Origin of the sequence: Streptomyces mobaraensis NBRC 13819 = DSM 40847, assembly GCF_017916255.1 — a bacterium.
GTDB classification, from domain to species: domain Bacteria; phylum Actinomycetota; class Actinomycetes; order Streptomycetales; family Streptomycetaceae; genus Streptomyces; species Streptomyces mobaraensis.
The window spans coordinates 7,264,039-7,277,858 of record NZ_CP072827.1; the positions used below are offsets into that span (position 1 = coordinate 7,264,039).

General features: G+C 74.3%; 10 protein-coding genes. 6 read left to right on the forward strand and 4 right to left on the reverse strand.

Features of this window, described 5'->3' with window-relative positions:
* Nucleotides 1–11: 11 nt before the first annotated feature.
* Nucleotides 12–947 carry an NADP-dependent oxidoreductase gene (locus J7W19_RS31470; protein WP_004947654.1) on the reverse strand — a complete coding sequence of 312 codons (936 nt, stop codon included), beginning with the start codon at nt 945–947 and terminating at the stop codon, nt 12–14.
* 117 nt (nt 948–1,064) lie between these two features.
* On the opposite strand from J7W19_RS31470, the gene J7W19_RS31475 reads away from it, so the two are divergent.
* Nucleotides 1,065–1,493 (forward strand): winged helix-turn-helix transcriptional regulator, encoded by a 429-nt coding sequence (locus J7W19_RS31475; RefSeq protein ID WP_004947650.1) that lies wholly within the window; start codon nt 1,065–1,067, stop codon nt 1,491–1,493.
* Nucleotides 1,494–1,688: 195 nt separating this feature from the next.
* Here J7W19_RS31475 and J7W19_RS31480 read toward each other — a convergent pair whose 3' ends face one another.
* Complete coding sequence (locus tag J7W19_RS31480; RefSeq protein ID WP_004947647.1) at nt 1,689–2,165, reverse strand: VOC family protein; 477 nt, start codon at nt 2,163–2,165, stop codon at nt 1,689–1,691.
* Nucleotides 2,166–2,303: 138 nt separating this feature from the next.
* Nucleotides 2,304–4,076, reverse strand: coding sequence for a protein-arginine deiminase family protein (locus J7W19_RS31485; protein ID WP_158688795.1), 1,773 nt, complete (start codon nt 4,074–4,076; stop codon nt 2,304–2,306).
* 581 nt (nt 4,077–4,657) lie between these two features.
* On the opposite strand from J7W19_RS31485, the gene J7W19_RS31490 reads away from it, so the two are divergent.
* On the forward strand, nt 4,658–6,145 hold the full coding sequence (locus tag J7W19_RS31490; RefSeq protein ID WP_004947642.1) for an amino acid permease: 1,488 nt from the start codon (nt 4,658–4,660) through the stop codon (nt 6,143–6,145).
* A 359-nt stretch (nt 6,146–6,504) separates the two neighbouring features.
* Nucleotides 6,505–7,248 (forward strand): transglycosylase SLT domain-containing protein, encoded by a 744-nt coding sequence (locus J7W19_RS31495; protein ID WP_210455419.1) that lies wholly within the window; start codon nt 6,505–6,507, stop codon nt 7,246–7,248.
* 68 nt (nt 7,249–7,316) lie between these two features.
* Here J7W19_RS31495 and ligD read toward each other — a convergent pair whose 3' ends face one another.
* The gene (ligD, locus tag J7W19_RS31500) at nt 7,317–8,279 is read right to left on the reverse strand and encodes a non-homologous end-joining DNA ligase (RefSeq protein WP_004954274.1); all 963 of its coding nucleotides are present in this window, start codon (nt 8,277–8,279) and stop codon (nt 7,317–7,319) included.
* Between the two features lie 264 nt (nt 8,280–8,543).
* On the opposite strand from ligD, the gene J7W19_RS31505 reads away from it, so the two are divergent.
* The 3 genes from J7W19_RS31505 to J7W19_RS31515 all read left to right on the forward strand — a co-directional run bounded on the left by J7W19_RS31505 (nt 8,544) and on the right by J7W19_RS31515 (nt 13,766).
* Nucleotides 8,544–9,350 (forward strand): ABC transporter ATP-binding protein, encoded by an 807-nt coding sequence (locus J7W19_RS31505; protein ID WP_004954271.1) that lies wholly within the window; start codon nt 8,544–8,546, stop codon nt 9,348–9,350.
* A gap of 5 nt (nt 9,351–9,355) precedes the next feature.
* Nucleotides 9,356–11,902: an FtsX-like permease family protein gene (locus J7W19_RS31510; protein ID WP_004954269.1), complete on the forward strand. Its 2,547-nt coding sequence runs from the start codon at nt 9,356–9,358 to the stop codon at nt 11,900–11,902.
* A gap of 460 nt (nt 11,903–12,362) precedes the next feature.
* Nucleotides 12,363–13,766 carry an erythromycin esterase family protein gene (locus J7W19_RS31515; protein ID WP_040892499.1) on the forward strand — a complete coding sequence of 468 codons (1,404 nt, stop codon included), beginning with the start codon at nt 12,363–12,365 and terminating at the stop codon, nt 13,764–13,766.
* Nucleotides 13,767–13,820: the final 54 nt, after the last annotated feature.

A 13,820-nucleotide genomic window follows, 5' to 3' on the forward strand; every position in this document is an offset into this window, starting at 1 on the left:
ATGGACACCCGTCAGGGCGTCAGGACCAGCCTCCCGCGCAGACCGCCCTCCGCCAGCCGCCGGTGAGCCCGCGCCGCCTCGGCGAGCGGCAGGGTCCCGGCGACGCGGGGGGTGAGCCGGCCGGCGTCGGCCAGGGCCGACAGCCGGGCGAGGCCGGCGGCGTCGGCCGCGACCCAGAGCTCGTTGACGGTGATGCCGCGCAGCGGGGTCGGCGCCGCGCCGCCGACGACGGAGACGAAGGCGCCGCGGTTGCGCACCGCCCCCAGGGCGGCCACGCCGAGCACGGCGGCGTCGAGGGCGGCGTCCACGCCGCCGGGAACCAGGGCGCGGACCGCCTCCGCCGGATCGGCCGAGCGCGGGACGAACCACTCGGCGCCCACCGAGCGGACGAACGCCTCGTCCTCCTCCGCGGCGGAGGCCGCCACGCGCAGCCCGCGCCCGGCCGCCAGTTCCACGGCGTACCCGCCCACCGCGCCGGCCGCGCCGGTGACGAACAGGGTGGATCCCGGAGCCAGGCCGAGGGTGTCGAGGGCCTGATCGGCCGTCAGGCCGTTCAGCGGCAGGCCGGCCGCCTCGGCGGCCGAGAGGCGGGCGGGGGCCGGCGCGACGGCGGTCGCGTCGAGGACGACCCGGTCGGCGTAGGTGCCGAGGGAGAGGTCGAGCCGGTCCCGCAGGCCGATCACCCGGTCGCCCGGAGCGAACTCCACGAGCCCCGGTCCGACCTCGTCCACCCGTCCGGCGACATCCCACCCGATGCCGGTGACCTCCCGTGGAGCCATCAGTCCTGCCTCCACCAGCGTTCCGGAGCGGGTCAGCGCGTCGACCGGGTTGACCGCGGCGGCCTCGACCCGCACCCGCACCTGCCCGGCACCCGGTCGCGGAAGCGGCACCTCGACGAGCTCCAGCGCCTCCGGTCCACCCGCCGTCCGTACGACGATCGCCCGCATCCTCGAACACCTTCCGTTCCGTTCTCGCGTTCGACTGAACGGCTTCGAACCTAGGGAGAGTTACTCTCTCCAGGGAAGAAGGCACTTCACAGTGGCCAGGGCACCCGAAGGAGAGTCATGGGGACCACGAACACCGAGGCACGGGCCGCGTACGACGCCTACCTGGCCGTATGCCCCGCCCGCCACCTGCTGGACCGCATCGGGGACAAGTGGGTCAGCCTGGCCGTCAACGCCCTCGCCGAAGGGCCGCAGCGCTATTCCGACCTCGCGCGCCGCCTGGTGAGCGTCAGTCAGAAGATGCTGACGCAGACCCTGCGGAACCTCGAACGGGACGGCCTGCTCACCCGGACGGTCACCCCGGCGGTGCCGGTCCGGGTCGACTACGCCCTGACGCCGCTCGGCGAGAGCCTGGTGCCGCTGATGCGGGCGATCAAGACGTGGGCCGAGAGCAACATGGACGACGTCCTGGCGGCGCGCGCCCGGTTCGACGCGGCGGCGGGGCCGTCCGCGTCCGGCTCGGCAACAGGTACGGGAAGGAGCCGCTGACCGTCGGCGCCGCGCGCGGGCGCGACGCGCGGGCGGCCGGCGGAGGCCGGTCCAGGGGCTTCGCCCAAGGCGAGCCCAGGCCGAGGCCGCTTCCCGCAGGGGTTCCCGGCTGGGGCGGCCTGCCCCGGCGGCCGGTGCCGCCTGCGGCCGGAGGGGGCCGCCACACGCTCGGAAGGGCGGCCGGTGCCGGCCAGGTCACCCCTCCCCGGCCGCCGCCTCCTCCAGTTTCCGCACGTCGATCTTCGTCATCTCCAGCATCGCCCGCATCACCCGGCTCGCCCGCTCGGCATCCGGATCGCTCAGCAGGTCGGTCAGCCGGCGCGGGATGATCTGCCAGGAGAGGCCGTAACGGTCCTTCAGCCAGCCGCACGGCCCCTCCTCGCCGCCCTCGGAGAGCTTGGCCCACAGCTCGTCGACCTCCTCCTGCGAGGTGCAGTCGACGTAGAGGGACACGGCCTCGTTGAAGGTGAAGCGCGGGCCGCCGTTCAGGGCGATGAACTGCTGCCCGGCCAGCTCGAAGGTCACCGTCATCACCGAACCGGGCTCGCCGGGCCCCGCCTCGCCGTAGTGCTGGACATGCACGATCCGGGAGTCGTCGAAGACGGACGTGTAGTGCGCGGCCGCCTCCTCCGCCTGGTCGTCGAACCACAGGAACGACGTGATCTTCTGCATGACGCTCTCCTGACCGCTCCACGAACACGGTGTTCTCAGGGCACATCGGTCATGGCCCGGCGCTACTCTGCCGTGCGCCCCAGGGCGCCCACAATGTGTGCGTCACCCGAACGGCCGCGCGGCATATCTGACGCCCCGTCAGGGAACCTGCCGTAGCGCGTTGGTGGCGCAGTGGACCTCACCCCCGCCGAGGTGGGCCCAGGAGAAGTCCTCCACCCAGTGCACCCGCACCCCCTGGGCGCGCAGCCGCCGTTCGGCCTCGTCCCGGAACAGGTCCCGGCCGCCGACCCGGGGGCCGTGCGGGGCCGGCGGGGCGAAGTCCCGCGCGGTGAGGGAGAGTCCGTTGGCGAGCGCGGGGGAGAAGGCGAGGTGGCGGCGCACCCCGTCGCCCGCGTCCTCCTTGGCGTACAGCACGGGCAGCGGCACCAGCTCGTCCTTCCGCAGCCCGGTGGCGCGCAGCAGCACTGACAGCTGGCCGTCGATGTGCCGCGCGGCGTCCGCGTTGTCGCCGGTCCGCCGCTCGTGGTCGAGCATCTGGTCGACGGTCGGCTTTCCCCGTGCGTCGGTGTCCGCGAACAGCACCTGCCCGCCCTCCCCGGCGCGGTGCGCGCGGCGCAGCAGGTCCAGCGCCAGCCGGGGGTCGGAGTAGGCGAGCGTCCAGCCGCGCGCGTTGTCGGCCCGGACGACGTGGACGGTCTCGTCGACGTGGCCGACCAGCAGCCAGGACGTGTCGAGGACCAGCGGCTCCTGCCGGCCCTGGGACCGCAGCATGGTCACGAACGACGGGTCGGGGTGCCGCTCGGGGGTGGCGCCGTAGAGGATCCGGCCCTGCGGATGGCCGGGGTACGGCGGCAGTGACTCGACGTTGCCGGTGAAGTTCAGCAGCTCGTCCACGCCCGCGTCGCGCCGGGCGGTGTACTGCTGGACGACGCCCACGCCGGGCCCGCGCAGATCGCGGTAGAGCAGCCGGCCGGCGCGGCGGAGGCTCGCGGCGCGGCCGTCGGGGGACGTCCAGTGGTTGGGGGAGCGCAGCAGGATCCGCATGGTGCGGCGGCCCTCGGGGGTCCGTTTGGTGACGTAGCCGGGCTCGGCGACGTCCTGCCGCCACACGTCCCGCCACCACTCGGCCGTGCCGGGCTGGAAGCGCAGGGCGCCGGCGGGCAATCCCGACTCCCGCGCCGCCTTGCGCAGCGAGCCGGCGAAGGCGTCCCAGCCGCCGGGGCGCCGGCTGGAGGTCGGCACCTCGGCGGGCTGCCCGGTGCCGGGCCCGGGGGCGGCGGCGAAGACGTGCCGGGCCGGCTGGAGGTCGTGCTGGAGCAGCACGGGCACCACGCGCAGCCGGACCGCGGCGGCGCGGGTGGCGCCCCGGTCGGTGACGGTCAGGGTGACGTCGACGCGGCCGTCCCAGCGGTCCCGGTCCCGGACGACGTCGCGGCCCTCGACGGCCAGCCGGACGCCGCGCCGCAGCTCGTCGGCCCGGAGCGGGCCGCCGGCCCCCAGGGAGACGTACCGTCCGCCGCGCTCGACGAAGATCCGGGCGTAGCGGGCCTGCGCGGCCGGTACCGATACCCGAGCGCGCGCCCCGGCGCCGGCGGCCGTCGGCGGCACCCGCAGCGGGGTGAGGTCCTCCAGGTCGGCGGCGCCGTTCACGACCTCGTCGGCGGCGTCGTTGCAGGCGGCGAGGCGCTCGTCCACGGCCACGTCGAGCCGGTCCAGGTCGCCGGGGCGCAGGGTGCAGCGGCGGGCGTCGTCGTCCAGGTTCGGCAGCAGCTCGGTGCCCTGGGGCGCCAGCAGCCGGGGCGCGGCGACGGGCGCGGCCTGCGCGCCGGCGGCGGGGACGAGGGCGGCGAGCACCGCGGCGCAGGCCAGCGGGGAGACGAGGGACACCCTCGTCACGGGTCGGTGTGTCATGGACGACACTCTTCCGCCGGGTGGGCGGCCCGGCATCGTCCGGCCGGGCGATCGGCCGCTGCATCCTTCGGACCGGTCCCGGCGGAATCCGTCCTCTCACGGGGTGAGGCCGGGAAATCGGCGGCGGAAGCGGCTTACCGCCGGAAACGTTGCGCAGGGTAGTCGAACGTCCCTCACGTCCCGCCCATGACCTGCGATCTTGCCGATCGTGAGTCACTTAGCGTGAGTTTTCAAAAATGTCAATTCTCCGCAAACTCTTGACGACACCTTCACGCGCCTCACACCATTCCCGCATGGACTCGTCAGACACCCAGGAGATCGCCACGGCGTACCCGCGCCGGCACCACGGCGTCCTCCGACATCGCCCCGCGGGGCGACGGCACCCCTCGGGGCGCTGACGTCCGACGTCCGGCGGGAGGAGTCCACCCCCCCACTTCCGTATGTCCCGGACTCCAGAGCCATCCCATCCCGCACACACCTTCTGAACCACCAGGACCGGCGTCGCCAGCCGGAGCCCGGGCGGTGTCCCCTGCCGGGACGCCCTCCGGTCCTGCCCCCCACCAACGAAGGCGAAGACATACATGAGCGACCGCACTCTCACTGCGGCCGACACGCCCACCGGTGTGTCCGCCCCGGTCACGACGTCCGCGCACGTGGACGCCGGTGACGCGGGCTACAGCAAGGACCTCAAGTCCCGCCACATCAACATGATCGCGATCGGCGGAGCCATCGGCACCGGCCTCTTCCTGGGCGCCGGCGGCCGGCTCGCGAGCGCGGGACCCTCCCTCTTCATCGCGTACGCGATCTGCGGCGTCTTCGCCTTCTTCGTCGTCCGGGCCCTCGGCGAGCTCGTCCTCTACCGCCCGTCCTCCGGCGCGTTCGTCTCGTACGCCCGCGAGTTCATGGGGGAGAAGGGCGCCTTCGCCGCCGGCTGGCTGTACTTCCTCAACTGGGCCACCACCGGCATCGCCGACATCACGGCCGTCGCCACGTACACCCACTACTGGCACCTGTTCAGCGACATTCCGCAGTGGGTCCTCGCGCTGATCGCCCTCGCCGTCGTGCTCACCGTGAACCTCATCTCCGTGAAGTACTTCGGCGAGATGGAGTTCTGGTTCGCGATCATCAAGGTCGGCGCCCTCGTCGTCTTCATGGCGATCGGCATCTTCCTGCTGGCCAGCCAGCACGAGGTCGGTGGCCACGCCCCGGGCCTGTCCAACATGCTCGACCACGGCGGCCTCTTCCCGTCCGGCCTGATGCCGATGCTGCTGATCATCCAGGGCGTCGTCTTCGCCTACGCCTCGGTCGAGCTGTGCGGTGTCGCCGCGGGCGAGACCAAGAACCCCGAGAAGATCATGCCCAAGGCGATCAACTCGATCATGTGGCGTGTCGGCCTGTTCTACGTCGGCTCGGTCGTGCTCCTCACGCTCCTGCTGCCGTACAACGCCTTCACCGGCGGCGAGAGCCCGTTCGTCACCGTGCTGTCCAAGATCGGCGTGCCGTACGCGGCCGGCGTGATGAACCTGGTGGTCCTCACCGCCGCGCTCTCCAGCCTGAACTCCGGCCTCTACTCCACCGGCCGCATCCTCCGCTCGATGGCCATGTCGGGGTCCGCCCCGAAGTTCACCGGCCGCATGAACAAGGGCCAGGTCCCCTACGGCGGCATCCTGCTCACCGCGTTCTTCTGCGTGCTGGGCGTCGGCCTGAACTTCGTCGTCCCGGACAACGCCTTCGAGATCGTGCTGAACTTCGCCGCGATCGGCATCATCGGCACCTGGGGCATGATCATGCTCTGCTCGCTGCTGTTCTGGCGGCGCGCCAAGGCCGGTCTGGTCTCCCGCCCGGCCTACCGGCTGCCCTGGGCGCCCTACACCCAGATCGTCACGCTGGTCTTCCTGGCCGGTGTCCTGGGCCTGATGGCGGCCGACGAGGGCGCCAGCCGCGACACCATCCTCTGCCTGCCGCTGATCGCGGCGGCCCTGGTCGGCGGCTGGTTCCTGGTCCGCGGCCGGGTCGCCCGCACCCAGCGCGAGGCGGAGCTGCGCGAGGCGGCGACGCCGCGGGCGTAGCGCCTACGGAACGACGGCACCGGGCCGCGTCCCCTTCGAGGGGGCGCGGCCCGGTCGCGTTTTTCCGCACGCGCGGTGGCGGAACACCGACGGTGAGCAGCGGCCCCTGTGAGGCCGCGCATAGGGCCCCGGTCACATACGGATCTCTTTAGTGCTGTGCGCTCCCATAATCCCCGCGGAATTCGTTGGAGTGGTGCGCTGATAACGACGTGGGGGAGTAGGTCACAGTGCTTGTCGGGGTTTTCGACCGCCGCTAAGAATGGTTGGACCGCACGGCGCCGTCCGACCGAGAACGGCGCTTTTCTCTGCGCCGGTCCAGGCCCGTGCGGTTTCCCGATGCGAAAGGTTCATTCCTTCTCATGCGTTCCAACCACTCCGGCTATACCCGTCTGACCAAGGCCCACAAGTTCTCCGCCGCGGCGCTGACCGCCGCCGGTGCCGCCGCTGTCGCGTTCGGTGCGGCCTCGCACGCGGTGGCCGCTCCGGCGCCGGTGAAGCCGGTCGCCTGGAGCGCGGAGGCTTTCGGTCAGGCGCAGGACGCCGAGCGGAAGGACGCCGCCGACAAGGCGGCCGAGCAGGCCCGGGCCGAGGCCGCCGCGGCCAAGCACACTGCCAAGACCAAGGCCGAGGCGGACGCGAAGGCCAAGGCCGAGGCGGACGCGAAGGCGAAGGCGGATGCCAAGGCCAAGGCAGACAAGGACCGCGCCGAGAAGCAGGCCGCGAACCGCTCCACCACCCGCAAGCCGCTGAGCAAGCCCGCCGCTCCGGCGCCGAAGGCGTACGGCAATGACCTGGAGGGCTGGATCGCCCAGGCGCTGGACATCATGAAGGCCAAGGGCATCCCGGCTTCCTATGACGGTGTGAAGCGGAACATCATGCGGGAGTCGACCGGTAACCCGCACGCGATCAACGACTGGGACGTCAACGCCGTCAATGGTGTGCCGTCGAAGGGTCTGCTGCAGATCATCGACCCGACGTTCAAGGCGTACCACGTCGAGGGCACGTCCTGGGACATCTACGACCCGGTGGCCAACATCGTCGCGTCCTGCAATTACGCGGCCGACAAGTACGGCTCGATGGACAACGTGAACTCCGCCTACTGACGGAGAGCGAAAAACGAAACGCGCCGGAGGGCGGCGGCACCGGAAACCGGATGCCGCCGCCCTCCGGCTCATCCGGGCCGCGTCAGGTCCGTTCGCAGCCGGTGCCAGATGGGGTGGCGGAGGTGCCCGGCCGGGGTCCAGCCGGTGAGGGTGATCTCGGCGACCAGCCGCGGCTCCACCCAGTGGACGCCGGTCGCGTCCACCGGTCCCGCGAAAGGTGAGCTGTCCCGGGCCATCGCGTCCAGGTAGCGGGCCAGGTCGCGGCGCTCCTGCCCCGAGAGGCCGGAGCCGACGGAGCCGACGTACCGCAGGCCGGACGGCTCCTCCACACCGGCCAGTACGGCCCCGGGCAGCCCGGCGATCACCCCCCGGCCCTCGGTCCAGCCGCCGATGACCACGTCGAGCGTGAGCAGGTGCTTCACCTTCCGCCAGTCGGGTGACCGCACCCCCGGCAGGTAGAGGGAGGCCAGCCGCTTGGCGATGACGCCCTCGTAGCCGTGGCGGAGCGTGGCGTCCCAGGCCCGCCGCGCGTGCCCCTCCAGGTGGCTGGGGACGGACCAGCTGCGGCCGGTCAGCCCCATGCCGTAGAGGATGGCGCGGCGCTCGCCGTAGGTGGCGCCGAGCAGGGAGCGGCCACTCAGGTGCATGACATCGAAGATCATGAGGTGGACGGGGTACTCCATCGCCAGGTGCGCCGCGCGGCGCGGGTTGGCGATGCCCATCCTGCGCTGGAGCAGCCCGAAGTCCGGCCGGCCCCGCTCGTCCAGCGCCACCAGCTCCCCGTCGAGCACCGCGGACCGGCCCTGGAGCTGTGCGCCCAGCTCCAGCAGCTCCGGGTAGGTGGCCGTCACGTCGTTCCCGGCCCGGCTCGTCAGCCGGACGGTCCCGTCGCCCGCGGTGCTGACCACACAGCGCACCCCGTCCCACTTCACCTCGAATCCCCAGCCCGCGTCCTCGCCCTCGGCCGGCAGTGGGCCGGGCACGGTCAGCATGGGCCGGATCTCGGGGAGCCGGGCGACGGGCAGTGCCATATCTCCGATGATCAGGGCAGTGGCGGGTTTTCGCAGGTCATTCACCCGTGCGGGGGCAGCGGGGGCCGGGCCGTCCGGGGCGCCGTCGCGGGCCGTGCCGGCGGCCCTCCGCCCCCCGCCTCCGGCAGCCCCGACGACCGGGCGGCACCCCCGTCCGACCTGGGGAAAACCCCACCAGCCGAGCCCGGCTGTCTCCATGGCCGGCCCCTGCCCCCGTTCCGTAGCGTCGACAGCGTCGACAGCACCGGCGGAGAAAGGGACACCATGGCGTTGCGCCGCGACCGCATACCCACCGAGGAGCGCCGGGGCACGGCCCCGGCGGTCGAGCTACGGGCCGTGCGGCGCCGGTACGGGCGGGGCGAGGGGGCCGTCGACGCGCTGCGCGGGGTGGACCTCGCCCTGCCCGGCGGGAGCTTCACCGCGGTGATGGGTCCCTCCGGCTCGGGGAAGAGCACCTTCCTCCAGTGCGCCGCCGGACTGGACCGGCCCAGCTCCGGCGAGGTGCTGCTCGGCGGCGAGCCGATCACCGGGCTGAGCGAGGACCGGCTGACGAAGCTGCGGCGCAGCCGCGTCGGCTTCGTCTTCCAGTCGTTCAACCTCCTCCCCTCGCTCACCGTGCAGCAGAACGTCCTCCTGCCGCAGCGCCTGGCCGGGGAGCGCCAGGACCGGCATCGCGCCCAGCGGCTGCTGGCCGAGGTGGGCCTGGACCGGCACGGGCGCCGCCGCCCCGGCCAGCTCTCCGGCGGCCAGCAGCAGCGGGTCGCCATCGCGCGGGCGCTGATCACCCGGCCCGAGGTGGTGTTCGCCGACGAACCGACCGGCGCCCTCGACACCCGGTCCGCCCACGAGGTCCTGGGCCTGCTCCGGCGGGCGGTCGACGCGCTCGGTGCCACGGTCGTCATGGTCACCCACGACCCGGTGGCCGCCTCCCACGCCGACCGGGTGCTCTTCCTCGCCGACGGCCTGCTCGCCGGCGAGCTGACCCGCCCGGACCCGCAGGCGGTCGCCGACCGGATGGTCGCCCTGACCGCCGCGGCCGACCGCCGCCCGGCCGCGACGGCGACGGTGTGAGCCGCATGCCGAACGGACTCGCGCGGGCCTCCGTCCGCTTCCGGCCCGCGTCCTTCGCGGGCAGCCTCGTCGCGCTGCTGTTCGCCTCGGCGATCATCACCGCCTGCGGGGTGCTGCTCCAGACGGGCATCACGGCCCACGTCGTACCCCAGCGGTACGCCCACACCCCGGTCGTCGTCGCCGCCGACCCCTACGCCCGGATCACCACCGGCCACGGCGAGAACCGCTCGACCAGCGAGGCCGCGCTCCCCGGCCGCGGCCGCGTGCCCGCGGCGCTCGCCGCGCGGATCGCGGCCCGGCCCGGCGTGGCCGCCGCCGTCCCCGAGCTGGCGTTCCCGGTACGGGCCGGGGTCACGGCGCTCCCCGACCTCACCGGCAGGCCCTACGGAAGCGCGGGAATCGCCCTCCCGCCCGGCACCCGCCCGCTGTCCGACGGCCGCGCGCCGCGCTCCGGCGAGGTGGTCCTGGACGCCGCCTCGGCACGCACCGCCCGCCTGGCGACCGGCGACCGCGTCACGCTCACCGGCCCCGGCGGCACGGCCGCGTACCGGATCGCCGGCCTGGCCCGGGAGGGCGCCGGACCGGCGACCGCCTGGTTCGCGGACGCCACCGCCGACCGGCTCTCCGGCCACCCGGGCGCCGTGGACGCCATCGCCGTACGCCCCCGGCCGGACACCGGCACCCCCGCCCTCGCCCGCCAGGTCCGGCAGGCCGTCGGCGACGGGCCCAAGGTGCTGACCGGCGACGCGCGCGGCGCGGCCGAGGAACCCGGGGTGACCGACGCCCGGGAGCTGTTCACCGGCATCGGCGGCTCCTTCGGCGGCATCGCCACCTTCACCGCCGTCTTCGTCGTCATGGGAACGGTGGCCCTGGCCACCGGTCAGCGGGCCCGCGAGTTCGCCCTGCTGCGCGCGATCGGCGCCACCCCGCGGCAGATCCGCCGCACCATCGCCACCGAGGCGGTCATCATCGCGCCGGTCGCCGGCGCCCTGGGCATCCCGCCCGGGCTCGCCCTCGCCCACTGGTGGTTCGGTGAACTGCGCGAGCGCGGGGCCGTCCCCGACGGCGTCCACCTGGACGTCGGCTTCATACCGCTGACCGTCGCCGTCGGCGCCACCCTGCTGTCCGCGCTCGTCGCCGGCTACGCAGCCGCCCGCCGCTCCGCGCGGCTGCGTCCCAGCCAGGCCCTGGGCGAGGCGTCCGTCGCACGCGTCAGGCCCGGCTGGATACGCACCCCGCTCGGCCTGGCCGCCCTCGTCGGCGGTACGGTCCTGGCCGGTCTCGCCGCCGACCAGAAGGGCGAGTCGGCCGCCAACACCGCCCTCGGCGTCGTCATGTGCTTCCTGCTGGCCGTCGCCCTGCTCGGCCCGCTGGTGGCCCGGCTCTGCGCGACCCTCCTCGGGCTGCCGCTGCGGACCCGCGCCGCGGGCGCCGCCGGGTCGCTGGCCGCCGACAACTCCCGGGCCCAGGCCCACCGCCTCGCCTCCGCCATCACCCCCATCGTGATGGTCACCGCCTTCTGCGGAACCCTCCTCTTCCTCCAGGGCACCATCCGCCACGTCGCCGACCGGAACGTCCGCGACGCCGTCGTGGCCGACCACGTCCTCACCACCACCGGCCCCGGACTGCCCGCCGCCACCGCCGAACGCGCCGCCCGCGTCCCCGGCGTGGACACCGCCGTCGGCGTCCTGCGCACCGGAACCCTCCACAAGGTCGGGGACGGGCTGTCGTCCGCGACCGCCCTCGGCGTCTCCGGCGACCCGGCCCGGCTCCCCGCCGTCCTCGACCTCGGCGTCCGGACCGGCTCCCTGGCCGGCCTCGGCACCTCGCCCGACACCGTCGCCCTCGCCACCACCCTGGCCGACAGCCTGCACGCCGCGCCCGGCGACCGGATCCCGCTCTGGCTCGCCGACGGCACCCGGGTCCGGCCCCGGCTCGTCGCCACCTACGACCGGGGGCTCGGCCTCGGCGAGGTGCTGCTGCCCCGGTCCGTCGTCGCCGCCCACGCGGCCACCGCCCTCGACAGCCAGGTCCTGGTCAAGGAGGACCCCGGCGCGGACCGCTCGGTCGTCGCCCGGCGGCTCGCGGAACTGGGCCCGCCCGGGACCGCCGTCACCGACGCGGCCGGCTACGCGGCCACCGCCGACCGCGACCAGGAGCTCAACGCCTGGGCGAACACCGTGATGGCGGCCGTACTCGGCGGCTTCGCGGCCGTCGCCGCCGCCAACACCCTGGTGATGACCGTCCTCGACCGCCGCCGCGAGGTCGCGCTCCTGCGCCTGACCGGCACCACCCGCCGCCAGGTGCGCGACATGATGCGCTGGGAGGCCCTGCTGGTGGCCGCCAGCGGCCTGCTCCTCGGCGCCGTCATCGTCTGGATCACCCTGGTCCCCATCGCCCGAGGCGTCACCGGCTCCGCCCCCTACGTCTCACCCGTCACCGTCCTCACCCTGACGGCCGGCGCCATCCTCCTCACCCTCACCGCCACCGCCCTCCCGACCCGCGCCCTCCTCCGCCGAGGACCGCTGGCGGCGGGGTCGGAACGGGGGTGAGGCGGTGGGCGGTGCCCGGAGGGGAGGGGCCGGTCCGTCGGCCGGACCTTGTGCCCGCCGTGGGAACGGGCTCCGGCACCGGGCGCGCCGAGTACGGCCGGAGGCCCGCTCGGGCGGCTCCCAGGGGGTGTGACGCACACCGTTGCACGGCGCGCGGGCCTCGCGCGCCCGCCTTCGGCGCCGCGAACGCGCCGGACCCGCCCGCCGGTTCCCTCCGCCGCGCCCGCGTGCGGCTGCCGGTGGTGGTGCGGCGTCCCGAGGCGTCCCGAGGCGCCCGGAGGCGCCCGGAGGCGCCCCGGAACCGGCGGCGACGGCCGCTCGATCGCCGGTCCCGGGGCCGACCGGACCCACCGCGCCGTGTCGGCGACGCCCCGGCCCGCAGGCCGGGGGATAACCCCACCGCGGCGCCGGAGGCGCTCCGGATGGCTCCCCGCGCACCCCGCCGCCGATGCTGAAGCCCATGAAACGGCACCACACCACCGCGCTTCTGAGCCTGTTCCTCTGCATGGGCACGGCCACGACCCCGGCCCTCGCCGCAGGACCCGCCACATCCGCCATATCCGCCACATCCGCCTCTGCCGACCGCGCGGATGAAGCCGTCGTGAAGGCGATCGGACGCGCCGCCCACCCCCTCCGGACCACTGAACCCGGCGGGCCGGACGGCGATCTGCGCGCCCTGGACCGCGTGGTGGGGGACGCACGCGTGGTGGGGATCGGCGAGGCGACGCACGGGTCGCACGAGTTCTTCGCGCTCAAGCAGCGCGTCTTCCGGCACCTGGTGCGCGAGCGGGGGTTCCGCACCTACGCGCTGGAAGCGCCGTGGAGCACCGGACTCCGGCTGAACGACTACGTGCTGCACGGGAAAGGCGACCCGCGCCGCATCATGCGCGAGGACTTCCAGGACTCCTACCTCCTCTGGAACACCCGGGAATACCTCTCGCTGATCCAGTGGATGCGCTCCTGGAACCTCGCCCACCCCGGCGACCCCGTCCGCTTCATGGGCAATGACGTCGCCTACGCCGGCCCGGACCTCTACGACCGCGTCCTCGACTACGTACGGCGCGCCCACCCGGCCGTCCTGCCCGAACTGACCGCGCTCTACCGGGACCTGCGGCCCACCGGACCCTCCGGTCCCTACCTGCGCGACTACCTCACCCGCCCGCTCGCCGAGCGCCGGGAGCGCGCCGCCCTCGCCACCCGCGCCCTCGACCTCCTGCGGAAGCAGCGGCCCGCGCCCGGCCGGGCGGCCGGGGAAGCGTACCGGTGGGCCGTCCGGAACGCGCTCGCGATCCGGCAGACCGCCGATCAGTACGCCTTCGACTTCACCGGCCAGGACGGCGTCACGGCCGGAATGCGCTACCGCGACCGGGTGATGGCCGACAACACCGCCTGGTGGCAGGAGAACACCGGCGGCAAGGTCCTGCTCTCCGCCCACAATGGCCACATCGGTTACCGCAGCGGCGACCCGGTGAACTACCCCAAGACACAAGGCGCGTTCCTCCGCGACCGGCTCGGCGCACGCTACGTCTCCGTCGGACTCACCTTCCACCACGGGACGTTCAACGGCGTCGGGGCCGACGACGCCATGCTGGACGCGAACGTCCGGCGGTTCACCGTGGCCGCCGCGCCCGGCGGCAACGAGGACACCCTCGACCGCGTCCGCCACCGCGACTACCTGCTCGACCTGCGCACGGCCCCCGCCCCGGCCCGCGACTGGCTGCGCGCGCCGCGCACCGCGCTCGACTACGGCACCGCCTACCCCGCACAGCAGAAGCCGGTCGCCCTGGCCCGCACCTTCGACGCGCTGATCCACCTGCACTCCGTACGGGCCTCGGACCGCCTCCCGGCGGGCGAGGGCGGCTGAGCCGCAAGCCTCTTGACCGCGCCCGGCGCCCGGCCGCGCCCCCGCGCGCCCGGG

What these genes read in the sequence shown, in the direction of transcription:
- J7W19_RS31485 (WP_158688795.1), bottom strand. Translation starts at nt 4,076, where the DNA reads ATGACACACCGACCCGTGACGAGGGTGTCCCTCGTCTCCCCGCTGGCC.
- J7W19_RS31495 (WP_210455419.1), top strand. Translation starts at nt 6,505, where the DNA reads ATGCGTTCCAACCACTCCGGCTATACCCGTCTGACCAAGGCCCACAAG.
- J7W19_RS31475 (WP_004947650.1), top strand. Translation starts at nt 1,065, where the DNA reads ATGGGGACCACGAACACCGAGGCACGGGCCGCGTACGACGCCTACCTG.
- J7W19_RS31490 (WP_004947642.1), top strand. Translation starts at nt 4,658, where the DNA reads ATGAGCGACCGCACTCTCACTGCGGCCGACACGCCCACCGGTGTGTCC.
- J7W19_RS31510 (WP_004954269.1), top strand. Translation starts at nt 9,356, where the DNA reads ATGCCGAACGGACTCGCGCGGGCCTCCGTCCGCTTCCGGCCCGCGTCC.
- ligD (WP_004954274.1), bottom strand. Translation starts at nt 8,279, where the DNA reads ATGGCACTGCCCGTCGCCCGGCTCCCCGAGATCCGGCCCATGCTGACC.
- J7W19_RS31480 (WP_004947647.1), bottom strand. Translation starts at nt 2,165, where the DNA reads ATGCAGAAGATCACGTCGTTCCTGTGGTTCGACGACCAGGCGGAGGAG.
- J7W19_RS31505 (WP_004954271.1), top strand. Translation starts at nt 8,544, where the DNA reads ATGGCGTTGCGCCGCGACCGCATACCCACCGAGGAGCGCCGGGGCACG.
- J7W19_RS31515 (WP_040892499.1), top strand. Translation starts at nt 12,363, where the DNA reads ATGAAACGGCACCACACCACCGCGCTTCTGAGCCTGTTCCTCTGCATG.
- J7W19_RS31470 (WP_004947654.1), bottom strand. Translation starts at nt 947, where the DNA reads ATGCGGGCGATCGTCGTACGGACGGCGGGTGGACCGGAGGCGCTGGAG.